The sequence below is a fragment of the Caulobacter sp. BE254 genome, assembly GCF_031457295.1.
In the GTDB taxonomy this organism is placed as follows: Bacteria; Pseudomonadota; Alphaproteobacteria; order Caulobacterales; family Caulobacteraceae; genus Caulobacter.
Window position 1 is genome coordinate 594,390 of the sequence record NZ_JAVDWJ010000002.1, and the last position, 25,399, is coordinate 619,788.

The following is a 25,399-nucleotide window of genomic DNA, read 5'->3' on the forward strand; positions in this document are numbered from 1 at the left end:
GGCGGCCTCTAATTGGGATCGTCGAGGGTGAAAAGGTCTGCGGCTTCGTCATAGGCGAAGGCTTCGGCGTAGCGGGCCCAACTGGTGACCGCCTTCAAGGTCTGCTCGGCGTAGTCGGGCGACATCGAGTCCTCCAGTTCGTCGCGGAACCGGCGGGCCGGGGCTTGATGTGAGGTTCGTTCGTCCAGCACGCGGCGGATATGGCCGGCCAGCGGCACATGGGTCAGAAGATGCTGGGCGAACAGCGACTTGCGCGCATCGACTTCGGCTTCCGCATAGCGCAGGGCCGCGGATGTCAGGCGCAGGTCGCCGCCTTCGAGCTCGGCGAACCGCAACAGCTGCAGCGTCTCGGCGATCGGGAACAGCGCGTCGGCCTCGTACTGTAGCGCCTTGGCCAGGTCCGGCATGTGGGCCTTGCCGTCGAAAGGTGCGCCATGCACCGCCTCGATCAAGCCGGCCAGGATGTTGGTCGAGACCCGAGGCAGCACCATGCTGACGCCCGAGCCAGGGAACAGCCCCTCGTTCTGGCGGCCGCCCTGCGCCTGTCCTGGCTGGGTCATCTGCACGTAAATGCCCTCGACCAGGGCCCGAAAGGCGGGGTCCAGGCGGTTGCGCGGCTGGGGAAGGTCGACCTTGACCGTCGAGACCACGCGTCCGGGATTGGACGAGAACACCAGGATGCGGTCGCACATCAGCACCGCCTCCTCGATGTTGTGCGTCACCATCAGGATCGCCTTGATCGGCATTCGGCCCTCGCACCACAGGTCCAGCAGGTCGGTGCGCAGGGTTTCGGCGGTCAGCACGTCCAAGGCCGAGAACGGCTCGTCCATCAGCAGGATCGAAGGGTCGACCACCAGGGCGCGGGCCAGGCCGACGCGCTGGCGCATGCCGCCCGACAGCTCCTTGGGATAGGCGTTCTCGAAACCGTCCAGGCCGATCAGATCGATGGCCGCCAGGGCCCGCCGCCTGCGCTCGTCCGGTTTGACCCGCTTGGCCTCGAGCCCCACCTCGACGTTCTGCAGCACCGTCAGCCAGGGGAACAGGGCGAAACTCTGGAACACCATGCTGACGGTGGTCGGCGCTTCCCCGGCCCGGGTCGGGAAGTCGATCTCGCCCGAGGTCGGAGTGATCAGGCCGGCGATCGACCGCAGCAGGGTCGACTTGCCCGAGCCCGAGCGGCCCAGCAGGCCGACGATCTCGTTGTCGCGCAGGGTCAGGTCGACGTCGTCGAGCACCAGCAGGTTGGCGCCGCCAGCCTTGCCGTAGAGGTGACGCACGTCGCGCACGTCGACGAGGACGTTGTCCCGGGCGGCGGTTTGGATGGGGGTGAAATGGGTCATGGGATGTCCTCCCTAAGCCAGACGGAGACGGCGCTCGGCGAACCGGTACATCGGCCGCCACAGGGCGCGGTTGAAGGCGATGACGAAGATCGACATCACGGCGACGCCGAGGGTGACGCGGGCGTAGTCGCCGGCGGCCGTGGCCTTGGCGATGAAGGCGCCCAGGCCGGCGGCCTCCAGATGCTTGTCGCCCCAGGTGACGGCCTCGGCGACGATGCTGGCGTTCCAGGACCCGCCGGAGGCGGTCAGGGCGCCGGTGACGTAGTAGGGGAAGATCCCCGGGATCCCGACCTGCCGCCACCATTGCCAGCCGCGCATCCCGAAGATCCCCGCCGCCTCCTTGAGGTCGCCGGGAATGGCGCTGGCCCCGGCGATGACGTTGAACAGGATGTACCACTGGGTCCCCAGCACCATCAGCGGCGACAGCCAGATGTTGGGGTTCAGGTGGAAGGCGACGATCGCCGCCACCGCGAACGGGAACATCACGTTGGCCGGAAAGGCCGCCAGGAACTGGGCGAGCGGCTGCAGGCGCTCGGCCCAGGCCGGACGCAGGCCGATCCACATGCCGACCGGAACCCAGACAACCGTCGCCAGGGCGATCAGCACCACCACCCGGACCAGCGTCGCCAGCCCTAGGCCGAACGCGGTCAGCAGGTCGGCGAACGCCAGATGAGCGCTGAGGAATTCCCACAGCACCCAGGCGCCGCTCAGACCCAGGCCGACGACCAGGGCGATCCACAGGCCGTCGAGCACCCGACCGGTGCCGGCCGGCAGGGCCTGTGGCTGGAACCGCGTTCTGGGGATCGATGGCCAATCAACCGCGGCCATGGCCTTGGCGGGCCAGGTCAGCGGCGCGACCAGGATACGCAGCCAGCGGGTGCGGCGCACCAGGTCGTAGAGCCACGACCCGGGCTGCTCGCCCGAGGCGGTCTGCTCGAAGCGGAACTTGTCGGCCCAAGCCACGATCGGCCGGAACACCAACTGGTCGTAGAGCAAGATGACCACCGCCATCGCGCCCACGCCGATGGCCACCGCCTTGATGTCCTGGCGAGTGATGGCCAGCGATAGCCAAGAGCCGATCCCAGGCAGGGTGACGGTGGTGTTTCCCACCGTGATCGCCTCCGACGCCACGACGAAGAACCAGCCGCCCGACATCGACATCATCACGTTCCACACCAGGCCGGGCGTGGCGAACGGCAGCTCCAGCCGTACGAACCGCCGCCAGGGCGAGAAGGCGAACTGGCGGCTGACCTCGTTCAGGTCCGACGGGATCGAGCGCAGCGACTGGTAGAAGCTGAAGGCCATGTTCCAGGCCTGGCTGGTGAAGATGGCGAAGATCGCCGCGCACTCGACGCCCAGCTGGCGGCCAGGGAACAGGCCCATGAAGAAGGTGACGGTGAAGGTCAGAAAGCCCAGCACGGGCACGGACTGCAGGATGTCCAGCGCCGGCACGATGATCAGCTCGGCCTTGCGGCTCTTGGCGGCCAGCGTCGCCACAGTGAAGGTGAAGACCAGCGAGGCGCCTAACGCCAGGAACATCCGCAGCGTGGTGCGCAGGGCGTATTCGGGCAGGCGAGCCGGGTCCAGAGTCACCGGCGTGGCATGCAGCACGGCCAGGGACTGGCTCATGTCCTCGGTCCCGCGCACGATCAGGATCGCGGCGGCGGCCAGCAACAGGAAAGCGATTAGATCCGCCCAGGACGGGACGGTTCCGACGCGTAGAAAGCGCGCGAGCGGGCGCGCGGCCTTGGGGTCTCCGGACAGGAAAACCATGGGGCTCACCTCGTGATTGGCCGCGAAGGCCGTCACGGAGGAAGCCTGCTGCCAGACCCTACCGGGACGCCTCTCGCGGCGTGTTGGATCGACTGTAACTGTCGCTGGGCATGGGTCTGAGGGTCCGTTAGGGGCCTATGCTGCGTCGCAGCGGGAAGCTTGGCGGCGGAATGATCCTCGCCGGTGCGCTTGTCAAGTTGCTTCGCGACGCCGAACGGCCGGCGCGCATTCGCCAGCCGTTCGGTAGAGGTTGGCGCAGGCCGGTGGCCGCCCTTTTGACGGCTACTGCGCCTCGCGCTTGGTCGTGACTTTCCCGAAGACCGGAGCCTTCACGGTCGTCAGGCGGTCGGTAGCGTCACCCGTCAGATCGAAGAAGACGATCCGATTAGCGCCGCGCCGCATCCACGGAGCGGGCGCGTACAGGGTGTGCACGGGTCCGATCGACCAGAACCGGCCCAGATTGCGCGCGCCGAGCCAGAGCTGCCCTTTGTGGAGACCGCGCAGGTCCAGATAGGTGTCCGCGGGCTGGTCCACCGTCATCTCGGCTTCGTAGAAGCAGGGGCCGACGCAGGGCTCGGGCGACATCCGCAGCTTGGACAGGTCGTCCATCGGCACGCGGAACATGCTCCAGTCGTCCAGCGGCGCGCCGTCCAGGGTGACGGCGCCGGTCAGCCCCGTCTGCTCGGTCCGGATGGCGTGCGAATAGTTGATGCGTCCGGTGTTCTCGACCAGGATATCGAGCGTGGCGGGGCCGGCCCGCTGGGGCAGCTCCACCGTTTCCTGGCCGAGACGGCGATCCAGCGTTCCGACCAGCTTCTGGTCGACATAGACCTGGGCATAGCTGTGCATGCCCTTGAGGACCAGGGCGCCGGCCTTCCCCTTGGCGAGGGGGACACGGTAGAGGACGTAGCCATAGTTCTGACCAAGCTCCTCGAACGTCAGCGGTTGCTTGGCGCGGACAGGCTGGGGAAGATTGAGCCATAGCGAAGCGCTGCGCCGGACCGGAGAGATCGGGAAGGTGGCGGCGACGGTCGGCGCGGGCGTGGGCGCGGCTGGCTTGCCGGTGACCTCGGCGATGGCCGAGGCCAGCAGCCCGTATTTATAGCGCGGGTTGCCGGCTTCATCGAGCGGCGCGTCGTAGTCGTAGCTGGTGGTGTCCGGATGGTAGTCGGTCCCGGTGTGCGAATCCGCGCCGTTCATCCAGCCGAACGTGGTGCCGCCGTGGAACATGTACAGCGACACCGAGTAGCCGCGCTTCAGCATGAAACCCAGCTCTTCGGCCTCCTTGCGGCCGTCGGTCTCGTGATGATCCTCGCCCCACTTGTCGAACCACCCCGCCCAATATTCGCCGACCATCCGCACCCCGTCGGGCCGGAACGCCTCAAGCTTGGCGACCGCGTTCTCGGCCCCGCCCGAGCCGAAGTTCACCACGGAAGGCAGCTGCGGCAGGGACCCCTTGGCGAGGTCGGACGCCTGGTTGGAGGTGAACAGCACGCCGTCGGCCAGTCCGGCCCGGCGGTAGGTCGCTTCCAGCCCCTTGAGATAAGCCTGGTCGCTGCCGAATGCGCCGTATTCGTTCTCCAGCTGCACCGCGATGATCGGGCCGCCGTTGCGCAGCAGCAGCGGCTTGACCTCCTGGCCCAGCCGCACCATCCACCGCTCGACGGCGGCGGTGTATTTCGGGTCGGTCGAGCGCAGGACGAGGCTGCGGTCCTTCAGCAGCCACGACGGATAGCCGCCGAGTTCCCATTCAGCGCACACATAAGGGCCCGGCCGCAGGATCACGTCCAGCCCCTCGGCCTGTGCGGCGCGGATGAACGCGGCCAGGTCGTTCTGGCCGGTAAAGTCGTAGACCCCGGGGCGCGGTTCGTGCGCGTTCCAGAACGCGTAGGTAGTGATGGTGTTCAGGCCCATCGCCTTGGCCTTGCGTAGGCGGTCACGCCAATAGGCGCGAGGGATGCGGACATAGTGCATCTCGGCCGAAATGATCTGGTAGGGCTTGCCGTCCTTCAGGAACCCGGCGCCGTCGACCGCGAAGCTGTGCACAGGCGCGCGGGGCTGCGCCTTGGCGGGCAAAGACGATAGCGCCGACGCTGAAAGCGCCGCGCAAAGCATCAGTCGAACAGTCCGCTTCACATGTCTCTCCCGCACCCATGGCGCCGATCCCTCAGAATCGATCTTCCCGAATAGGACGGCCTTACCTTAGCGATGACGAGCCCGGCTAGGATACGGCTTCTCGGCGGTCGGCGCACGCCTGTTGCGCGCCCTCCCGCCGTGGCCAGGCTGGCGACCGACGCTCGCGCTGCTCGACCAAAGGGCGGCGACGGCGTATCGCCTTTCACGAGACAGAAGAAAGGCGCGTGCCGGTCATGAGGCTGCTGCTGGTCGAGGATGACGGCATGCTGGGCGCGGCGATGCGGCGCGGTCTCGAGAAGGCCGGGCACGGCGTGGATTGGGCGCGCGACGGCGACGAGGCGATGGCGGCGCTTTCGACCCAGACCTACGCCGTCATCCTGCTGGACCTGTCGCTTCCGGTCATCGGCGGTCTGGAAATCCTGCGCCGCCTGCGAGCGCGCCAGGGCGCGACGCCCGTCATCATCGTCTCCGCCAACGGACGAGGCGATCAGAAGATCGATGGCCTGGACGCCGGCGCCGACGACTACCTGGTCAAGCCTTTCGACCTGGATGAGCTTCTAGCCCGGATCCGCGCCCAGATCCGGCGCAGCGAAGGCCGCGTCAACGATGTGCTGCAAGCCCAGGACGTGACGCTCGACATCGGCTCGCGGCAGGTCCGGCGGGCTGGAGAGCCGGTGCAGTTGACGGCCAAGGAGCTGCGAGTGCTCGATATCCTGATGCGTCGGGCCGGGCGCTTCGTCAGCAAGGACGACCTGGAAAACGGTCTCTACGACGCCGCCGGCGGCGTCGAGAGCAACACCATCGAGGTGACGATCTACGCCCTGCGCAAGAAGCTGGGCGCGACCTTCATCGTCACCGCCCGTGGGCTTGGCTACATGGTGGGCAAATGAGGCCCCTGTCGTCGTCGCCGCCTCGGACCTCGCTCGCCGGCCAGTTGTTCCGGCGCGTGATCCTGCTGCTGGCCTCCATCGTCGTGGTCATCTGCGCGATGATGTTCTGGACCGCCCAGGACGAGATCAACAAGGTCTATGACGGCCAGTTGATCACCGGCGCCAACGTGTTGCGCGCCCTGATGAGCGACGAGATCCAGGAACGCAAGGATGTGACGGCCGTCGCCCCGCCCTTGGAAATCGGCGACGAATGGTTGAGCCAGGAGGACCGCAAGGCCTTCGACGCCTACGCCAACTGGCGAATGTTCCGGATCTGGAAGGCCGGACGTCTGGTGCTGGGGTCGGACACCGGCCCGGTCCTGACGCCGCCCGCGCCCGGGCAGAAAGGCTTCCAGACCTTGCGGTCGGGTCGCCACGCCTGGCGTATCTTCAGCCTGCCCATCCGGGACGCCGGGGTGACCGTCCAGGTCGGCGAGCGCACCAGCATCCGTTCCGTCTTCGTCAACCGCATCCTGGTCGAACTGGCCATTCCGCTGCTGCTGCTGATTCCGGCCAGCCTGGCGCTGATCTGGCTGGCCCTGACCGATGGCCTGCAGGCGCTGCGAGGCTTGGTGGCGGCCATCGGCAGGCGCGGTTCGCGTGATCTCAGCCCCCTTGAGGTCGAAAGCTGGCCCCAGGATCTCCAGCCGCTGGCCCGTTCGGTCAACGATCTGCTGCAGCGTCTGGAGCGCAGCTACGAGCACGAACGCCAATTCATCGACAGCGCCGCGCACCAGCTTCGCACGCCCCTGGCGGCCTTGAGCCTCCAGGCCCAGCTGATCGCCCAGGAAGACGACCCTCAGGAGCGGGCCATGCAGGTAGGCCAACTTCGCGAGGGCGTGGCTCGGGCCGCCGAGCTGACGGAACAGCTGCTGACCCTGGCGCGACTGGGACCTCAGGTCGGCCCCGACCTCGTCGCCGATCCCCGCGTCGAGGTCGCCGTCGCGCTGGCCGAGATCGCGGTGGTCGCCGCCGACCGGGGCGTGGCCCTGGCCGTGGAGGGGCAGGCGCCAACGGTCATGGGCGACCCGGCCCTGGTGCGGCTGGCGGTCGCCAATCTCGTCCAGAACGCCGTCAACTACACGCCTGCCGGCTCCGAGGTGCAGGTGACCCTGTCGGCGGACGACAAATTCGTCTGGGTGACGATCAGCGATCACGGCCCAGGCATCCCGGCCGACGAACGCCAGCGGGTGTTTCAGCGCTTCTTCCGCGGGGTGCATGCGCGAGGCCAAGGTTCCGGCCTGGGTTTGGCGATCGTCGAGGAAGCCGTTCGCGTGCTGGGTGGACGCCTCGCGCTCGAGGAGCGTTCCGACGGCGAGACGGGGCTGGAAGCCAGCCTTGGCTTGCCGCGCCGGTCCTAGAACCGCTCCAGGACGACCGTTGTCCACAATGACCTTGGCTTTGCCCGCATTGCTTCAGCTTCGCATCAGCTTGGACGCCTAGACCGCCGCTCTCGAACGGGAGAGGCGCATGCGGGTATTCTGTGATTTCGACGGCACGATCGCCAAGGTCGACACCACCGACCTGGTTCTGACCCGTCTGGCGGATCCGGCCTGGGAAGGTCTCGAAGAGCGCTGGACGCGCGGCGAGATCACCGCCGCCGAGTGCATGCGCGGCCAGGTGGCGCTGATCGGCGGCGACGACACGGCTCTGGACGCCGTGCTCGACACGGTGGAACTGGCCGAGGGTTTCGCCGCCTTCGTCGCCTGGTGCCAGGCTCATCACGTGCCGTTGACCGTGGTCAGCGACGGCGTCGACCATTTCATCGTCCGGATCCTTGAACGTCACGGCCTGGGCCGTCTGCCGGTGATCGCCAATCATCTGGTCGGCAATGGCGAGCTTGGGCGGCGGCTGGAGCAGCCCTGGTCGCGCGCTGGGTGCGCCGCCGGCTCAGGCGTCTGCAAGTGCCAGGTCGCGGCCCGGTCCGACGAGCGGGCCAACGATCTTCGCGACCTGATGGTCTTCATCGGCGACGGGCGCTCGGACTTCTGCGTCTCGGGCCGGGCCGACCTGCTGTTCGCCCGCGACAAGCTGGCCGCCTACGCCCGCTCACGGGCCATGCCCCACCACGAATTCTCCGACTTTCACAGCATCACCGCGACGCTCGCAGCCGCCCATGAGCGCCTGGCCCGTCGCGCCGCCATCTGACTGGAGTTCACCAGAATGTATGACGCCGAACACACCGTCCTCGACGAGGCCGCCCTGCGCGACCTGGAGGCCCAGTACTGCTCCTATGGCGACACCGTCCACTACCTGCCTGATCCCAAGTTCTTCGACGGCTGCGAGGGCTCGTTCATGTACGACAGTCAGGGTAGTCAGTTTCTCGACCTTCAAATGTGGTACTCGGCCGTCAACTTCGGCTACCGCAACCCGCGCCTGAACACCGTCGCCCACCGCCAGCTCGACACCCTGCCGCAGGTGGCCAGCCAATACCTGCATCGTGAGAAGGTCGAGCTGGCGGCGCTGATCGCCCAGGACGCCGAGAAGAAGTTCGGCCGCAAGGGCCGGGTGCACTTCAACGTCGGTGGCGCCCAGGCGGTCGAGGATTCGCTGAAGCTGGTGCGCAACGCCTCGGGCGGCAAGCAACTGATGTTCGCCTTCGAGGGCGGCTATCACGGCCGCACCCTGGGCGCCTCGGCGATTACCTCGTCGTACCGTTATCGCCGGCGCTTCGGCCACTTTAGCGACCGCGCCCAGTTCATTGAATTTCCGTACCATTTCCGCGGCCCCAAGGGCATGAGCAAGGAGGAGTACGGCGAGGCCTGCGTGGCCAAGTTCGCCCGCCTGTTCGAGACCGAATACAACGGCGTGCTCGACACCAAGACCGGCCAGGCCGAATACGCCGCCTTCTATATCGAACCCATCCAGGGCACTGGCGGCTATGTGATCCCGCCGCCCAACTTCTTCATCGAGCTGAAGACGGTCCTCGACCAGCACGGAATCCTGCTGGTGGTCGACGAGATCCAGATGGGCATGTACCGGACCGGAAAACTGTGGTCGATCGAGCACTTCGGCGTGCAACCTGATGTGCTGGTGTTTGGCAAGGCCCTGACCAACGGCCTCAACCCGCTGTCGGGCGTCTGGGCCCGCGAGGAGCTGATCAACCCGGAGATCTTCCCGCCCGGCTCGACCCACTCGACCTTCAATTCCAACCCGATGGGCACGGCCGTGGCGCTGGAGACCCTGCGGATGACCGCCGAGGTCGACTACGGCGCCCAGGTCATGGAGAAGGGCGCCTACTTCCTCGAGGGTCTGAAGGACCTGCAGAAGCGCTGGCCGCAGATCGGCGACGTCGACGGCCTGGGCCTGGCCCTGCGCGCCGAGATCTGCGAGGCCGACGGCTTCACCCCCAACAAGGCCCTGCTCAACCGCATGGAGGCCGAGGGGATGAAAGGCGACATCGACATCGACGGCAAGCGCTACGGCCTGATCCTCGACGTCGGCGGCTACTACAAGAACGTCATCACCCTGGCTCCCTCGCTGGAGATCAGCAAGGACGAGATCGACCTGGCCCTGAAGCTCCTGGACGCGGTGCTGCGGCGTTGCGTCGACTGAGCGACAGGATGCGCCCCGTCATCCTGGACCTCGACGGCGCGTTCGAGGGCCAGGGCGACCTGGTCGCGGAGGTCCTGGGAGCCGACGGCGCCCAGGTGACGGCGCGGGACCTGGGTCCGGCGCTGCGCCTCTGGAGCCGACCGCCGGCGCTGACGGCCTTGCGTCAGCGGCTGAGCCAGGCGAGCGCCCGTGCGGGTCCCAACCTGGTGTTCACCGGCTCGGGCGACTTCCACCACGTCTCGCCGCTCTTGATCGAGCGCGCGATCGCCGCCTCGGACGCCGGGCCGGTGACGGTCGTGCACTTCGACAATCACCCCGACTGGGTGTTGTTCGACAACGGCCTGCACTGCGGATCCTGGGTCGGCCAGGCGGCGCGTCTGCCCGGTGTGTCACGCCTGCTCACCGTGGGCGTCTGCAGCCACGACATCGATCGGCCCTCGCCTCAGGGTGCGGATCTGGACCTGATCAAGGACGGCCGCCTGGAACTCTACGCCTATCGCGAGCCGCGGGGCGCGGCGAACGTCAACCTGTGCGGCCGCGACTGGCCGACGATCGAGGCGGTGGGCGAGGGGGCTTTCGTCGACCTGCTGGCGTCGCGCATCGAGACCGACGCCGTCTACATCACCATCGACAAGGACGTGCTCAGGGCCGAAGACGCGATAACCAACTGGGACCAGGGCCGCACCAGCCTGGCGCTGCTGGAAACCCTGATCCAGCGCCTGGCTCAAAACCATCGCCTGATCGGCGCCGACATCGTCGGTGACTGGTCCAGGCCACGCTACGGCGGCGGCGTGGTCGCGTCCTTGCTGAAAAGGGGCGAGGCCATGCTGGACCAACCTTGGCGCGGTCCCGATCGCAAGGCGGCCCTGCAACTGAACCAGGCGGTCAATCGACGCCTCCTGCGTCTGTTCGTGCAGGTCGCCGCATGACCCTCGATCCGACCACCATCGGCCTGCTGGCCTATTGCATCGCCGCCGAGATCGGCCGCGAACTGTGCTTCAAGTCAGCCGCCGACGGCGCCCAGAGCGCGACGCACTACGCGGTGGGCCTGGCGCAACGTCCGCTGCTGTGGCTGGGCCTGACCCTCTGGACCAGCGAGGCGGTCGCCCTGGTCCTGGCGCTGGAGCGGGCGCCGCTGTCGGTGGTCTATCCCATCACCAACCTGCCCTATGCCGGCATTCCGATCGCCGGCGCCTTGCTGTTCCGCGAACGCTTGAGCCGCAGCCAGATGGCGGGCGCGGCCCTGATCGCCGTCGGCGTCGTCTGCGTGGGAGCGTCGGGCCTGTGACGCTCATCGACCACGGCTTTCGCCTGGCCGCGCCCGGTCGGCCGGGCGTGTTGCTGATACATGGCCTCACGGGCGCGCCCGGAGAGATGAAGTTCCTGGCCAAGAAGCTGCACCGCCGCGGTTTCGACGTCTTGGTTCCGCAACTGGCCGGCCACGGCGCCGACCAGGCCGCCTTGCTGGCCAGCACCTGGCGCGACTGGCTGGCGTCCGTCGTCGCGGCCTACGACGCCTATGCGCAGGAAATCGACGAGATCCACGTGGCCGGCGTCTGCGTCGGCGGCGCCTTGGGGTTGGCGCTCTGCGCCCTGCGGCCCCGGATCAAGACCGCCGCCGTCTATTCCATGACCTTCGAATACGACGGCTGGAACATGAAGGGTTGGATGAAGGGGGCCTGGCTCATCCAGGCGGTGGCCAACCTGCCCGGCGTGCGCCGGATCAGCTTCGCCGAACCCTATCCCTTCGGCCTGAAGGACGAGCGGCTGCGCGAGCGCGTCGCCAAGGCGCCGGAATCCTTCATCGAAGGCGCCCTGGATCGCCTGCCTTTCGGGGCCTTGTTCCAGATGTATCGACTGGGTCGGCATGTCGAGCGGATCGGGCGCGACGTCCATGCGCCCTGCCTGATCCTGCATGCGCGCGAGGACGACATGAGCCACCCGCGCAACGCCTGGCGCTTGCGCGAGACGCTGGGCGGACAGGCCGATGTGCGGCTGCTCGAGGACAGCTACCACATGATCCACGTCGACCAGGAGCGGACCCTCGTGGCCGACATGACCGCCGCCTTCTTCGGCGCCGAGGTCGAGGCGCCCGCCCGGGTCGCGCCCGTCCATGCCTGACGCGTTCGCCCCCAGGATCCGGGTGGTCGACACCATCGGCCAGATCGATCGCGACGCCTGGAACGCGCTGTTCCCCGGAGAGCCCGAGGACCACGACTACTTGGCGGCCGTCGAAGCGGCCGGGCTGGAGGGGTTCGGCTGGCGCTATGTCGTCGCCGAGCTGGACGCTCGCCTGCTGGCGGCCGCACCGGTCTTCATCACCCGCTACGCGCTGGAAACCACCCTGGAAAAGGGCGCGGGCCGGGCCGCTGTCAGGGTCCTGGGTCGCGTTCTGCCCGGACTGACCACCCTCCGCCTGGCCTGCCTGGGCTCGCCCTGCACCGAGACCGCCCAGATCGGTTGGGCGGCCGGACTATTCCCGGATCAACGCGAGGTCCTGACCCGGCGGATGTTGGCCGCGCTCGACGAGACGGCGCGCGTGGAGCGATGCGGCCTGGTCGCCGTCAAGGATGCGCCCGAGGCGGCCGCGGCTGCCTGGGCGGCGGCCCTGGAACCCGCCGGCTACCACGCCGTACCCGGTCTGCCGACGGCCGAGCTGGTCATCGATTTCGACAGCGTCGAGACCTATCTCAGCCGTCTGTCGCCCGCCACGCGCAAGGACATGCGCCGCAAGCTGCGGGCTTTCGACCAGGTGCGCGTCGAGGTGCGCCGCGATCTTTTCGGCCTGGAAGACCAGGTGATGGCGCTGTACGCCGGAACCCGGGCGCGCGGCGACCTTCAGTTCGAGACCCTGACCGCGGCCTATTTCACCGGCGTCCTGCGCCGGATGGGCGAGCACGCGCTGTGCGTGCTGTACTTCGTCGGCGACGAACTGCTGGCGGCCAATCTGTTGCTGATCGGCGATGGCGTTTTGCTGGACAAGTTCTTCTGCATGAGCGCCGAAGGACGTCGCCACAACCTCTATTTCCTCAGCTGGTTCACCAATCTGGAGCTTTGCCTGGAGCGCGGTCTGGGCCGTTATCAGAGCGGCCAGGCGGCCTATGACAACAAGCTGCGGCTGGGCAGCCGGCTGCTCCCGACCACCTTGCATTTTCGACATCGAAACCCGGTGGCCAACCACCTGCTGCGTTGGATCGCGCCGCTGCTGGCGCCGACCCAACCGTCTGCGCCCTTCCGGGAGGCGGCGGCATGACCCTTCCTGTCTCGACCTTTCGCGGCCGCTGGGCGCGCCGTTTGCTGTTCCTCGCCTTGCCGCTGTTGGGCCTGGCCTATCAACTGACCGCCAAGGAGACGGCCGACGCCATGAGCGGCGCGCCGTTCGGGACGCAATGGGTCCTGAGCGCCCTAACGCTGCACTGGGCCCAGGCGATGATCGCCCTGGAGATCGTCGGCTTCGGCGTCTGGATGGTCGTGCTGTCGGAGGTCAAGCTGAGCGAGGCGTTCCCGCTGTCGGCGCTGAGCTACGTGCTCGTCGTGGTGGCCAGCTGGACCCTGTTTCACGAGCCGGGCGGCGTCCTGCAGGTGCTGGGCGGCGCCGCGATCCTGGCGGGGGTCTGGCTCGTCGGGCGCTCGCCGGACGCCGAAGGATGAGCGGTTCTTCCCGCGGCGTCGCCTTGGGCGTGCTGCTGTTCGCCGGCGCCTTGGCGACCACGGCCGAGGCCGCGACCGATCCAGGCTGGACCGTCGATGTGGGTGTCTTCACGCGCGTTCGACCCGACCACCTGGGATCGGACCGCTACACCTTCGACCTCCTGCCGATCGTGTCGGCGCGGTGGGGTGATCACCTGACCGCCAGCCTCGACGACGGCCTGAAGTTGACTGCCCTGACCCGCGGCGCCTGGTCGTTCGGACCGGTCGTGGAATATCGCCAGTCCTACAACGACCGCCTGACGCGCGGCGCCTACCGAATGCCCGACGCGATCGAGGTCGGCGGCTTCGCCAAGACTCGAACCGCGCTCGGCGACGTCGAGCTGCGTCTGCGCAAGGCGACCGACGGCTACGACGGCTGGTCAGGCGACTTGTCGTTCGACACCGGCGCCCAGGTCACGCCACGTTGGACGGTCGGCGGCGAGGCCCGGCTGTCGTGGGCCGACGACGACTTCTCGCGTGAATATTTCGGCCTGCGCCGTCGCCAGCGCGAGACCCTGAACCTGCCGACGTTCCGTCAGAACGACTTCGTCAGCCTCGGCTTCGAACTGGACGCCCAGCGACGGCTAGGCCAGCGCACCGCCTTCGTCGCCACGCTCAGCGGGGATCGCATCGTCGGCGAGGCGTGGGAGAGCCCGCTGCTACGGACCCGCAACGTGCTCACCGCGGGCGTCGGCGTCACCTATCGGTTCGGTCGCGCCGAACCAGCATTGGGAGACTAGGCCATGGGCAGGATTTCGACGGGCTCTCCGTCCGCCGCGTCTGGCGCCACGATCAAGCGGAAGGGCGGCGCCGTCTTTCGCTACACGGTTTGGGACCTGATCCCGGCGCTGCTGGTCTATGTCCACCTGGGGCTGATCCTGTTCTTCTTCCTGGCCTGGCCGGCCTTGTCGTGGCCTGAACGGATCGCCGGCGCTTGCCTTTACGGACTGGCCATCGGCTGGAACCTGGATTCGGTGTCGCACAACTTCATCCACAACCCCTTCTTCCGATCGCCCCTCCTGAACCGGATCACCGAGTTCGCCCTGACGTTCGAGCTGGGCACGCCGCAGACCATGTACCGCTTCGTCCATATGCGGCACCATGCGGGCAATTCCGACCGCCCGGCGCCGGACGGCGAAACCGTCGACCCGATCTCGATCTACAGGCACGGCGCCGAGGGCAAGGCCGAGCCGATGCTGTCCTACGTCTTCCTGCAGTTCTGGCGCGATGACGGTCCGTTCGAGGTCGCCCGGCAGATCCGCGCCAAGCGACCCGACGAGGCCCGGCGCGCGCTCCAGGAGTTCTGGGCGATGGTCGCGCTCTACGCCGCGATGGCGGCGATCCACTGGCAGTTCGTGCTGCTGCTGGCGCCCTTCTACTATCTGGGCCAGTGCTTCTCGATGCTGATCGCCTATCACGAGCACCTGGGCGCCGATCCCAAGGCGCCGCCGGCCATGGGCGTGTCGACCTACGCGCCGCTCTACAACCTGATCTTCCTCAACAACGGCTATCACGCCGAACACCATCACCAGCCCAAGTGGCATTGGTCGCGCATGGCGGTTCTACGCCGACAGAGCCTGGCCGAGCAGGCCGAGGCGGGCACGCGCGTCATCCGCCACGCCCACATGTTCGGCTTTCTGGAAGCCTCTTCGGCTGAGGTGCCCACGGCCAGGCGTCCGTCGTCCGTGCGCCTCTAAGCATACGCGTGTAGCGCGCCTGATCTGAGCCAGCGCCCGACGCCGCCACGGGACGGCGTCGGGCTGATCCCGTCAGTCGAACACCAGCACCCGCTTGCCCGCTTCGGGCCGGGCGGCGGTCTCCTCCAGGGCCGTGCGGAAATCCTCCAGCCGGTGGCGATCAGCGATCGGCACGACGACCGCGGGATCGGCCAACTCGTCCAGAACGCTCTTCAGGTAGTCGGCGTCCTCGGGAGGCGGCGGCGCGAAGAAGTAGCGATAGACGTAGGCGCGGATCTCCTGCAGCTCCATCAGCACCCGCAGGGCCGTGGTCTTGAACGGTTCTGGATCGTAGGCGCCGACGATCACCGCCCGACCGCGGAAGGTCAGGGCGTCCAGCAACTGGGTCAGGACCTCGCCGCCGACCGCGTCGGCCACGCCGTTCAGCCCCGCCCCGCCGGTGACGGCGCGCACGGCGTCGGCGAGCGGTACGTCCAGCTCAGCCAGCGCAATCACCGCCTCGGCGCCCAGGGCCTCCAGGTCGCGGCCGGCGATCCGCCGGCGCACCACCGCCACCACGCGCACGCCGCGCCGGCGGGCCATCTGGATCAGCAGGCTCGAGACCAGCGAATGACCGGCTGTCACGGCCAGCCATTGCCCGGCTTGGACCTCGCTAGTCGTGAGCAGGTCGCGTGCGGTAATGGCCGGCATCAGCTGGGCGGCGCGGTCGATGGGGTAGTCGTCCGGCAGGGGGATCAGGGCCTGAGTGTCGATCGCCGCATATTCGGCCCAGACCCGGCCGGCGCTAAAGGCCACCAGGGTTCCCGCCGCCAGGGTTCCGCCCGAGACCACCCGTCCGACGCCGTGGTTGCCCACCACCTGGCCCGGCAGCTGGGGCCGCTTGGCCTCGGGATAGAGTCCCTGGGTGAAGAAGAAGTCGCCCGGGTGGATCCCGGCGGCGACCATCCGCACCAGCGTCTGGCCCGGACCCGGCTGGGGTTCGGGAATGTCCCGCAGCTCCACGACGTCGAGGGGCGAACCGATCTGGTCCTGAACAAGCGCTTTCATCGATGTGAACTCCATGATCCTCGACAGAGGTCTCGAGGCGCGATGGAGATGTCGTTGCGCTCACCATGGGACAATCGGCGCTTGCGGAGCGCTGTTTTCCAGATCTGGGATAATCTCGACCTTGCGCCCGGACGCTGTCCGCCCGATCTCCAGCGCGCAGGACCAGGAGACCATCGCATGCTGGGCTATGACGACGTGGCGATCTTCCTGCGCGTGGCGCGCGAGGGCAGCTTCGTGGCGGCCGCCCGGAGCCTGGGCCTGCCGACCAGTTCGGTCAGTCGCCGCGTCGCGGCTCTGGAGGCGCGGCTGAAGACCCAGCTGCTGCGCCGCACCACCCGTGCGGTCGGCCTAACCGATGACGGCCGCGCCTTCGTCGATCGCTGCGCGGCGGCCATGGACGAGATCGAGGCCGCCACCAGGGGTCTGGATCTGTGCAACGCCCGCCTGTCGGGCCGCCTGACAGTCACCGCCCCTTACCACGTCTGCAATGAGGATTTCGCGCCCCACCTGCTGGACTTCGCCGCCGCCCATCCGGACCTGGTCATGGACCTGCGGCTGACGAACGGCGCGCCCGACTTGATCGAACAGGGCGTCGACGTCGCCTTTCAGCTGGCCCCGCTTCCGGATGGACGCCATGTGGCCCGCAAGCTGTGGGCCGCGCCCTATGGGGTGTTCGCCAGTCAGGCGTTCCTCGACCGCCATCCGGAGGCCGTCGGCCTGGACCATCCGCGCCGTCTGGCCCGCCTGCCGGCGATCGCCACGCCGCCGATCAATGGCTGGCGGTTCGTCGATCCGGGCGGCGAGACCTTCACCTTCGCGCCGCGCACCTTGGGCGGCACGGTCGACGACCTGTCGCTGGGCGCTCTGGCCGTGCGGCTGGGCCTGGGCGTCGGCTACCTGCCCAAGGGGCTGGCCCGCCGCTTTCCGGACCTGATCGAGCTGACGCTGTCCGGCTGGCGGGTCGCCGACCGCGAGCTCTATGCCCTCTATCCGGCGGGCCGGCAGATGTCGCCCAAGGTGCGCGCGGTGATCGACCATGCCCTGGCCGCCCGCGCGGCGCATCAATAGCGCCTCGCGCGTCACGCCGAGGCGGACGCAAACTCAACCCGCCGCCGAGCGGCAGTGCTTGTCGATGAACTGCTGATGTCCGGGCAGGCCGTTCACCCGATCCTGGATGCTGGTGCGAACCTTGGCCAGCCGCAGTTTCAGCTCGTCCTCGGACAGCAGGTCGGCCACCGGGTGGTGGTCGACGGGCGTCAGGCCCTGGCCCATCAGCACCGCGAACCAGCTCTGTTCCTTGAACAGCTCGTGGTGCACGACCATCGCCTCGCCGCGCGCGCGGAAGATCTCCAGTCGCGTGGCCAGGCTGTCGGGGATGCTCATCGCCTTGCAGTAGCGCCAGAAGGGCGTGTCCTCGCGCTCGGTGATCTTGTAATGGGCGATTAGGAAGTCGCGGATGTTGACGTAGTCGGCTTCCATCTCCGCGTTGTAGCGATCGATGATCAGCGGGTTGAAGCCGCCCTTGGGGAACATCGCCAGCAGCTTGGAGATGCCCGCCTGCACCAGGTGGATGCTGGTGCTTTCCAGGGGTTCCATGAAGCCGCTGGCCAAGCCCAGGGCGACGCAGTTGCCGATCCACGACTTGCGGCGGCGGCCCGTGACGAAGCGCAGGATGCGCGGCTCGGCCAGGGGCGCGCCGTCCAACCGGGTCAGCAGCAGCCGGGCGGCCTCGTCCTCGCTGATGAACTGATCGCAGAACACGTAGCCGTTGCCGGTGCGGTGCTGCAGCGGAATGCGCCACTGCCAGCCCGCCTCGCGCGCGATGGCGCGGGTGTAGGGGACGGGATCCTCGACCTTGGCGCAGGGCACGGCGGCGGCGCGGTTGACCGGCAGCCAGTGGCTCCAGTCCTCGTAACCCGCCTTCAGCGTCTCCTCGATCAGCAGGCCCCGGAAGCCCGAACAGTCGATGAACAGGTCGCCGCGGATCGTCTGGCCGTCCTTCAGGAGCAGGCTCTCGATCAAGCCGTCCTGGCCGTTCCGCTCGACCTTGACGATCTGCCCCTCGACCCGGCGGGCCCCGCGCTTCTCGGCGTAGCGGCGCAGATAGGCGGCATAGAGGCTGGCGTCGAACTGGAAGGCGTAGTTGATGTTGGGCAGGTTGGTCGGGCGGCCGTCGCCAGTGCGCCCGAACTTGCCCTGGCGGGCGGCCTCGGTCTCGGCGTTGAAACGGCCGTGGTCGGTTCCGCCGCCGGTCTGCATCCAACGTAGCCAGTAGTGGTTGAAGTTGATGCCATCCATGTCGACACCGAACTGGCCGAACGGGTGGAAGTAGCTGTGGCCCTCGCGACGCCAGCCGGCGAATTCGATGCCCAGCTTGAACGTGGCGTTGGTCTCACGGACGAACTCGTTCTCGTCGATGCCCAGCACGCTGTTGAACATCGTGATCATGGGGATCGTGGCTTCGCCGACTCCCACCGTCCCGATCAGCTCGGATTCGACCAGGGTGATCGTATAGGCCTGGGTTCCCATGACCTTGGACAGGGCGGCCGCGGCCATCCAGCCCGCCGTGCCGCCGCCGACGACGACGATGTCGCGAATACGTCGGGAAGGCGTCGGGGGAGCGGGCATGAGGCGACCTTCAGAACGAGGCGGACGAGGGTGGGGGCGCGAACAGTTCCAGCTGGGCCTCGATGGACGGCATCTCGCGCACCTCGGCGGCGATGAAGCCCAGCATGCGCTTGAAGCTCTGGATCTGTTCCTCTCGCGGCATGGCGTCGGCCTGCGGATCGTGGTTCCGCGGGATCAGGCCGTGGCCGATCAGGATCGAGATCCAGTTCTCCTCCTGGAATGTCTCGTCCTCGTAGAGGGCCACCGCGCCCCGGGCGCCGAACAGGTCAAGCTTGTAGGCCAGTTCGGGCGGCGGTTCGGCGGACCGCGCGGCGTCCCAGAACGACTCGTCATGGCGCTCGTTGAGCCGGTAGTGAGCGATCTGGAAGTCCCGCAGGTTCCGGACGTGGGACAGCATGGCCTGGTTGTAGGGCTGGGCCTCCAGCAGATTGTCGGCGTCCACGGGGAACAGGGTGATCAGGTGCGAGAGCCCCAGGTGGATCAGGTGCAGCGGCGCGGCGTCCAGAGGCTCCAGGCAGGCGGCCGCCTCGCCGATGGCGATGCAGTTGCCGGTCCAGGGCGTGGAGCGACCTCCGGCGGCGAAGGCGCTGACCACCACGTCGCCCAGCGCCATGCCGGCCAGCACCGAGGCGGTCCGCGCCATCTCCTCGTCGGAGATACGCCGAGAGTCGTAGGCCGCGACGACGGGCGTGCGGTCCTGCAGCGGGAACATTCCGGTCCAGCCGGCCCCGAAGGCCGAGATGCGGCTCATCGCCGGCAGCGGGTTCAAGCGCGGGCCCGAGGCGGCCAGGATCCGATCGCAAGGGAACCAGGACGACCAGGACTCGAACGGAACCTCCAGCGCCCGGCCGGTCAGGACCGCGTCGGGGCCCGAGGCGTCGACGAACAGGTCGGCGGCGATGCTCGCCCCGCCATGCAGGGTGACCGAAGCGACGCCGGCCGGCGTGCGCGCCACCCGGTCCAACGTCCCGGCCACGCGCTGCGCCCCGGCCGTCATCGCCTTGTGGCGCAGCAGCCGGACATAGGACTGGGCGTCCAGGTGATAGCCGTTGCGCGCCCTGGAGAAGCTGTCGGTGGCGTCATTGTGGACGATGAACCGACCGTGCTTGGCGGCCGCCGCGCCGAGGGAAAAGTCCTCCAGCGCCACGTTCAGTCCCTCGGCGCGGGCTTTCAGCCAGTGGTGCAGGAAAGGAACCTGGCGCAGGGCGGCGCCCTGGCTGTCATAGGCGTGGACGAACGGAGGACGCGAACGCGACCAGTTGGCGAATTGCTGACCCAGGGCGTAGACGCCCGAACAGGCAGCCAGCACCTCGGACTCGTCCAGGCCCAGCAGCCGGTGCAGGCCCTCCAGCGCCGGCAGGGCGACCACCGCGTCGACGGTCCGCAAGGCTGAAGGCAATTCGACGACCGTGACGCTGACGCCTTGGCGGCCGAAGGCGCGTTGCAGGGCCAGGGCGGTCATCCAGGCGGCGACGTCGCGGCCGACCACGGCGACGCTGCGGATAGGCCGGCTCACGACGCGGCCCTTTCCCGCAGGCGAACCGCGGCGGGGGAGGGGCAGTAGTCGTCGACGAAGGCGGCGTGGTCGCTCATGCCCCGGGCGGCGAGGGCGACGCTGTCGCGCAATGCGTCCATCTCGGCGACGATCCGCTCATAGGGCAGGTTGTCGACCAGCGGGTCGTAGTGGGCCGGGCGCAGGCCCTGGCCGACGAACACCGACAGCCAGCTAGGCGGGGCGAACAGCCCCTGGCCGTACTTGTGGATGTGGCCCCGGTGCTGGAACAAGGCCATCCGTCGACGCAGCGATTCCGGCACGTCCATCTCGCGGCAATAGGTCCAGAGGGGCGCATCGTCGCGGGTGTTGGCGTGGTAATGCAGGATCAGGAAGTCGCGCACCCGCTCGTATTCCACGTCGACCAGCCGGTTGAACTCCGCGACCAGCGCCGGGTCGATGGCCTTGGCGGGCATCAGCTTGAGCAGGTTGGTGATGGCGATCTGGATCAGATAGATGCTGGTGCTCTCCAGCGGTTCCAGGAAGCCGCTGGCTAGACCCACGGCGATGCAGTTGCGATGCCAGGACTTCTCCCGTCGGCCAGCCTGGAAGCGCAGCGGCCGCGGATCGTCCAGCGCCGCCCCATCCAGATTGGCCAGCAGGGTGGCGGCGGCCTCGTCGTCGCTGATGAACCGGCTGGAATAGACATAGCCGTTGCCGGTGCGGTGCTGCAGCGGGATCCGCCATTGCCAGCCGGCCTCGCGCGCGGTGGAGCGGGTGTAGGGCGTCAGCGGCCCGGTGCGCTCGCAGGGCACGGCCAGGGCGCGGTCGCAGGGCAGCCACGGGGTCCAGTCCTCGTAACCGACCTCCAGCGCCTTGCCCATCAGCAGCGACCGGAAGCCTGAGCAGTCGATGAACAGGTCGCCCTCGATCACCTCGCCCGAGTCCAGGATGATCGCGGCGATGTGGCCGTCCTGGGGGCGCAGCGTCACGTCCACGACCTTGCCTTCCGTGCGGCGCAGGCCTCGGGCCTCGGAGAACTCGCGCAGGAAGACGGCGTAGAGGCTGGCGTCGAAATGATAGGCGTAGGCGAAGGTCGAGTTGATCCCGCCTTCGTCGGTGGTGGGGAAGTCGAACCGGTTGAGACGGCTGGCGACGATCGGCAGGCAGAAGTCCTCGATATCGTCGGCGCGGCCGCCTTGGCGGGCCTTGGTCCAGTACTGATAGAACGGCACGCCGCCCATCGGCTTGCCGTGCACGCCGAAGGGATGGATGTAGGACGAGCCCTTGAAGCCCCAGTCCACGAACTCGATGCCGAGCTTGAACGTGGCGTTGGTCTTGCGCATGAAGTCGGCTTCGATGACGCCGATATATTCGTTGAATTCCTTGATCTGGGGCAGGGTGGCTTCGCCCACGCCGACGATGCCGATCTCGTCGGACTCCACCAGCCTGACCTCGCAGACGCCGGGACGCACCGCGCCGACCAGGGCCGCCGCGCACATCCAGCCCGCCGTGCCGCCGCCGACGATCACCACCCTCAAAGGTGCTGGCATCGAGAAAACTCCGCTCCTTGGCGCCGCCGCTCGAACGCCGGAGGACTCTAATTCGAAAGCCCGCCGACCCGCGTGAGGCGAATGATCGAGCGCGCCGTCGGCGATGTCAAAAAATCGGGGCGCCTGGACCGGCGCCCCGAGGGGAGGGAAGGCGCCGCGATCGCTCGCGGCGCACCCAGTGGTAGGACTAGTACTTCAGGCGCACGCCCATCTGTATGCGGCGGTCGTTCTTGAACCAGCCGTTGGGAGTGAGCTTGCCGCCCTTGTCGAAGTCGGTGACCTGTTGACGCAGCACCGTCTCGGTGGCCAGCAGGTTGCTGCCCTGCAGGCTGATCTCGGCGTTGTCGCTCACCTTGTAGCGGATCGAGGCGTCCAGGAAGCCGGCCGCGTCCTGCCAGACCGGGAAGGCCACGCAGCAGTCCACCGCCGTCACCAGGTACTTGGAGCGCCAGTTGTAGGCGGCGCGCGCCGCCCACGGACCCTTCTCGTACATCAGGACCACGTTGTAGGCGTGCTCCGACAGGCCCTCCAGCGAGTCGACCTTGATGCTGTCGGCGACCGCCTGCAGGCCTCCACCGCCAGTTCCGCCGCCGCCGTCGTTGGAGACGGGGGTGATGTTGCTGTTCACGATGCCCTTGTTCTTCACGTAGGTGTAGTTCGCCTGGATCCCCAGGCCGTTGAACGGCGCGGGCAGGAAGTCGAAATAGCGCTGGTAGGCCAGTTCGACGCCCTGGATCTTGGCGCCTTTGCCGTTGACGGGCTCATTCACCTCGACGGTGCGGGTCACGCCATTGCTGGTGAAGGTCTCGTTGAACGTCCCGAACTGGATGTAGTCGTGGAACTGCTTGTGGAAGACCGCGACCGACAACGATCCGACGTCGGCGAAGTAATGCTCGAGCGACAGGTCGAACTGATCGGCCGTTACCGGTTTCAGGCGCGGGTTCTGAGAACTGGCCGTATAGCGCGGCGCCAGTCCGGTGATGACCCCCGCCGAATTGCGCACCCAGCGCGGGTCGCCGGGATTGTCGACGCTGGGCAGGTTGATGCTGATCGACCGGTAGTTCTTCAGGTTGCCCATGTCGGGACGCGCCATCGCCCGCGACGCGGCGAAGCGCAGCAGCCACTTGTCGTTGATGTCGAACTTGAAGTTGAAACTCGGCAACCAGTTCTCGTGCTTGGTCGAAATCGTGGTCGGGGTCGTAGCGCCCGAGTTGAACGCCCGATCCTCCGCCGAGATGTAGCAGCCGATGGTCTGAGTGATCTCGGGAGTCGGCTGTCCGGGGAGGGGCGCGCCCCGCGGTTCGCAGACCAGCTGGCTGGAGTTCAGGGTCACGGGGAAGGCCGTCGACCCTTTGCTTTCCACCGTCGTCTCGACATAGCGGACGCCGATGTTGCCGGAATAGGTGTGGCCGAACAGCGTGCCGTTCCGGCCGCCGAACTTCAGCATGGCGTAGGCGGCCTTGCTTTCCTCGGAGACGTTGAGGATTTCGGACGGCAGGAAGCAGTTGGTCTCCGCCGAGCGGCGTCCCTTGCCCGAACACAGCGCGTTCCAGTCGCCCACGCCGGTCGAGGCCGATCCCAGCGCCTGCTGCATGCCGGCGTGGTCCTTCAGCTTGTCCATGTTGAAGAACACGAACTCCTGGGGCGTCAGCAGGCCGCCGCCGAAGAAGTCGTTGCTGAACCGCCGGGTGTCGCTCAGGCCGCGCTGATAGCCGGTGAAGGTGCCGCCCGCGCCGTTCGGCGCCGGCGCATAGCTGTCGATGTTGTACCAGGCGGCGTTGTTGCTCCAGGTATTGGCGATGTTGCCCCAGTTGTAGCTGCCCCAGCGAACGGTCTGGTCGCGGTCGGCGTAGCGCACGCCCACCTTGATCGAGTCCAGCCAGTCCGACTCGAACAGGTACTGGGCGTCCAGCCGCGTCGCGAACTCGTCGCCTTCGGACTTTTCGATGTGGTCCTGGACGTAGTTGTAGCGGTAGGCGTTCGGGTTCAGCAGCCCGCCAGGCGCTAGATTGATGTTGGTGCCGGGCAGCAAGGTCAGCTTCGGGTGATCGCCGGTCGCGTCCAGGCCGATATTGGCGAACGACTGCTGGCCCACGCCGATATCGTAGTTGTCGACCGTGGCCTCGACCTTCTGGACATCGAAGTTGAAGCGCCACTGGTCGGTGGGGTTCCACTTCAGATTGAAGCCGAGGTCCTCGGTGACGTTGGTGCCGACGTTGTAGCGGGTGTCGGTCGTGAAGTCGCCGCCGCGACGGGCCGGCGTACAGCCGTTCCAGCCATAGCAGGCGTTGACCATCTGCTGGCCCGAGCTGTTCTGCGCGACCTGCGCCGAGCCGGCGTTGTCCGCGCCCCACCAGCCGATGTCCGAGGTCATCACCCCGGTCTGGAAGTTGCCCTGATCGTCGAACGTGAAGTCCGGGGTGCCAGGGGCGGGCTGCGGGATCAGCAAGCTGCCCGGAGTCACGTGGAACGAGGTGGGCAGGGCGAACAGGCTGAACGGGCTGGCCCCGATCACGTATTCTTCCCACTCGTTCTTGTACTTGGAGCGGTTGTACTGAAGCGTGGCCAGGAACTTGTGGTCGTTGTCCTGCCACTGCGCCGCGAAGGCCGCGCCGTTGCGGGTGCGATCGTAGGTATTGTCGCGGTAGGACACGCTGGACGGGATGTATTTCAGGCCCTTGCCCGGATAGATGCCCTCGTCGAAGATCGCGGTCCGGCCGTATTGGATGCCTTCCGAATTGGTCACGACCTTCGAATAGGCGTAGTTGGCCATCAGGCCGAACTCGCCGATCTTGGTGTCCCAGCGGTCGCTCCAGATGCCCGAGACGCTAGGCGTGACGCGGTCGGCCAGGTCGCCGTAGGTGGCGTCGACCGACAGGGCGAACAGCCGGCCCTTGGAGTCGAATGGCGTGCGAGTGCGCAGGTTGATCGTACCGGCGATGCCGCCCTCGATCAGTTCGGCGGTCTGGTTCTTGTAGGCGTCGACGCCGGCCATCAATTCCGGCGAGATGTCGCCCCAACCCAGGCCGCGCGACGAGTTGGCGGTGAAGCTGTCGCGGCCGTTGAACTCCGACCGCACCTGCGGCAGGCCGCGGACGATGACGCCCGAGGGCTCGGCCGAGAAGTGGGCGGTGTCGGAGGTGGCGGCGAAACGGTTGACGGTAATGCCGGCCACGCGCTGCAGGGCTTCGGCCACCGACTTGTCCGGGAAGGCGCCGATGTCGCTGGCGGTGATCGAGTCGACCACGGTGTCGGCGTCGCGCTTGAGCTGTTGCGCCGATTTCAGCGCCTGGCGGACGCCGGTGACGACCACTTCGGTGACCGCGGTATCGTCCGCGGTCGTTGCCTGGGCTTGCTGGCCCGGCGCGGCGGCCTGGGCGAAGGCGAGCGTCGGCGTCACCCCGATCGCCACCGCTCCCAGCGCCAGGGCGGATGCGCCGTAGCGCATCGCCTGTCGCGCGGACACGCGTTTGGAACTTGTCTTCTTCATTCCCTCTCTCCTCCCTAAGAGACTATTTTTCACGACGGCCAAGGCCGCGGCTGTTCTTCATCGCGACCT

20 protein-coding genes are annotated in these 25,399 nt (G+C 67.7%); 12 read left to right on the forward strand and 8 right to left on the reverse strand.

Going from position 1 to position 25,399, the window contains the following annotated elements; all coding sequences use genetic code 11:
* Positions 1-8: 8 nt before the first annotated feature.
* From J2X41_RS06765 to J2X41_RS06775, 3 genes are all read right to left on the reverse strand, one after another.
* On the reverse strand, positions 9-1,340 hold the full coding sequence (locus J2X41_RS06765; protein ID WP_310080661.1) for a nitrate/sulfonate/bicarbonate ABC transporter ATP-binding protein: 1,332 nt from the start codon (positions 1,338-1,340) through the stop codon (positions 9-11).
* A 12-nt stretch (positions 1,341-1,352) separates the two neighbouring features.
* Positions 1,353-3,113 (reverse strand): ABC transporter permease subunit, encoded by a 1,761-nt coding sequence (locus J2X41_RS06770; RefSeq protein WP_310080663.1) that lies wholly within the window; start codon positions 3,111-3,113, stop codon positions 1,353-1,355.
* 282 nt (positions 3,114-3,395) lie between these two features.
* Positions 3,396-5,189, reverse strand: coding sequence for a beta-galactosidase (locus tag J2X41_RS06775; RefSeq protein WP_310080664.1), 1,794 nt, complete (start codon positions 5,187-5,189; stop codon positions 3,396-3,398).
* 293 nt (positions 5,190-5,482) lie between these two features.
* On the opposite strand from J2X41_RS06775, the gene J2X41_RS06780 reads away from it, so the two are divergent.
* From J2X41_RS06780 to J2X41_RS06830, 11 genes are all read left to right on the forward strand, one after another.
* Positions 5,483-6,139 (forward strand): response regulator transcription factor, encoded by a 657-nt coding sequence (locus J2X41_RS06780; protein WP_310080735.1) that lies wholly within the window; start codon positions 5,483-5,485, stop codon positions 6,137-6,139.
* Positions 6,136-7,539 (forward strand): ATP-binding protein, encoded by a 1,404-nt coding sequence (locus J2X41_RS06785; protein ID WP_310080666.1) that lies wholly within the window; start codon positions 6,136-6,138, stop codon positions 7,537-7,539. The genes J2X41_RS06780 and J2X41_RS06785 overlap by 4 nt, the downstream gene beginning before the upstream one ends.
* Before the next feature lie 109 nt (positions 7,540-7,648).
* A complete protein-coding gene (locus J2X41_RS06790; protein ID WP_310080669.1) occupies positions 7,649-8,326 on the forward strand; it encodes an MtnX-like HAD-IB family phosphatase in 678 nt (225 codons plus the stop codon).
* 15 nt (positions 8,327-8,341) lie between these two features.
* Positions 8,342-9,733, forward strand: a complete 1,392-nt coding sequence (locus tag J2X41_RS06795; RefSeq protein WP_310080671.1) for an aminotransferase class III-fold pyridoxal phosphate-dependent enzyme — start codon at positions 8,342-8,344, stop codon at positions 9,731-9,733.
* An 8-nt stretch (positions 9,734-9,741) separates the two neighbouring features.
* Positions 9,742-10,662 (forward strand): arginase family protein, encoded by a 921-nt coding sequence (locus J2X41_RS06800; RefSeq protein WP_310080673.1) that lies wholly within the window; start codon positions 9,742-9,744, stop codon positions 10,660-10,662.
* Positions 10,659-11,021, forward strand: coding sequence for a permease (locus J2X41_RS06805; protein WP_310080674.1), 363 nt, complete (start codon positions 10,659-10,661; stop codon positions 11,019-11,021). Before J2X41_RS06800 ends, J2X41_RS06805 begins: the two co-directional genes overlap by 4 nt.
* Positions 11,018-11,854 (forward strand): alpha/beta fold hydrolase, encoded by an 837-nt coding sequence (locus J2X41_RS06810; RefSeq protein WP_310080675.1) that lies wholly within the window; start codon positions 11,018-11,020, stop codon positions 11,852-11,854. Before J2X41_RS06805 ends, J2X41_RS06810 begins: the two co-directional genes overlap by 4 nt.
* Complete coding sequence (locus J2X41_RS06815) at positions 11,847-12,986, forward strand: GNAT family N-acetyltransferase (protein ID WP_310080677.1); 1,140 nt, start codon at positions 11,847-11,849, stop codon at positions 12,984-12,986. The genes J2X41_RS06810 and J2X41_RS06815 overlap by 8 nt, the downstream gene beginning before the upstream one ends.
* A complete protein-coding gene (locus J2X41_RS06820) occupies positions 12,983-13,384 on the forward strand; it encodes an EamA family transporter (protein WP_310080678.1) in 402 nt (133 codons plus the stop codon). The genes J2X41_RS06815 and J2X41_RS06820 overlap by 4 nt, the downstream gene beginning before the upstream one ends.
* On the forward strand, positions 13,381-14,163 hold the full coding sequence (locus tag J2X41_RS06825) for a MipA/OmpV family protein (RefSeq protein ID WP_310080679.1): 783 nt from the start codon (positions 13,381-13,383) through the stop codon (positions 14,161-14,163). Before J2X41_RS06820 ends, J2X41_RS06825 begins: the two co-directional genes overlap by 4 nt.
* Before the next feature lie 3 nt (positions 14,164-14,166).
* On the forward strand, positions 14,167-15,120 hold the full coding sequence (locus J2X41_RS06830; protein ID WP_310080680.1) for a fatty acid desaturase: 954 nt from the start codon (positions 14,167-14,169) through the stop codon (positions 15,118-15,120).
* A 72-nt stretch (positions 15,121-15,192) separates the two neighbouring features.
* Here the strand turns inward: J2X41_RS06830 and J2X41_RS06835 are convergent, their stop codons facing one another.
* The gene (locus J2X41_RS06835; RefSeq protein WP_310080681.1) at positions 15,193-16,167 is read right to left on the reverse strand and encodes a zinc-binding dehydrogenase; all 975 of its coding nucleotides are present in this window, start codon (positions 16,165-16,167) and stop codon (positions 15,193-15,195) included.
* A gap of 177 nt (positions 16,168-16,344) precedes the next feature.
* On the opposite strand from J2X41_RS06835, the gene J2X41_RS06840 reads away from it, so the two are divergent.
* Entirely contained in the window at positions 16,345-17,235 is an 891-nt protein-coding gene (locus tag J2X41_RS06840) for a LysR substrate-binding domain-containing protein (RefSeq protein WP_310080683.1), read from the forward strand.
* Between the two features lie 33 nt (positions 17,236-17,268).
* Here J2X41_RS06840 and J2X41_RS06845 read toward each other — a convergent pair whose 3' ends face one another.
* From J2X41_RS06845 to J2X41_RS06860, 4 genes are all read right to left on the reverse strand, one after another.
* Complete coding sequence (locus J2X41_RS06845) at positions 17,269-18,795, reverse strand: tryptophan 7-halogenase (RefSeq protein ID WP_310080684.1); 1,527 nt, start codon at positions 18,793-18,795, stop codon at positions 17,269-17,271.
* A 10-nt stretch (positions 18,796-18,805) separates the two neighbouring features.
* Positions 18,806-20,311: a tryptophan 7-halogenase gene (locus J2X41_RS06850; protein WP_310080685.1), complete on the reverse strand. Its 1,506-nt coding sequence runs from the start codon at positions 20,309-20,311 to the stop codon at positions 18,806-18,808.
* Positions 20,308-21,840 carry a tryptophan 7-halogenase gene (locus J2X41_RS06855; RefSeq protein WP_310080686.1) on the reverse strand — a complete coding sequence of 511 codons (1,533 nt, stop codon included), beginning with the start codon at positions 21,838-21,840 and terminating at the stop codon, positions 20,308-20,310. The genes J2X41_RS06850 and J2X41_RS06855 overlap by 4 nt, the downstream gene beginning before the upstream one ends.
* A 187-nt stretch (positions 21,841-22,027) precedes the next feature.
* Entirely contained in the window at positions 22,028-25,330 is a 3,303-nt protein-coding gene (locus J2X41_RS06860) for a TonB-dependent receptor (RefSeq protein ID WP_310080687.1), read from the reverse strand.
* Between the last annotated feature and the right edge of the window lie 69 nt (positions 25,331-25,399).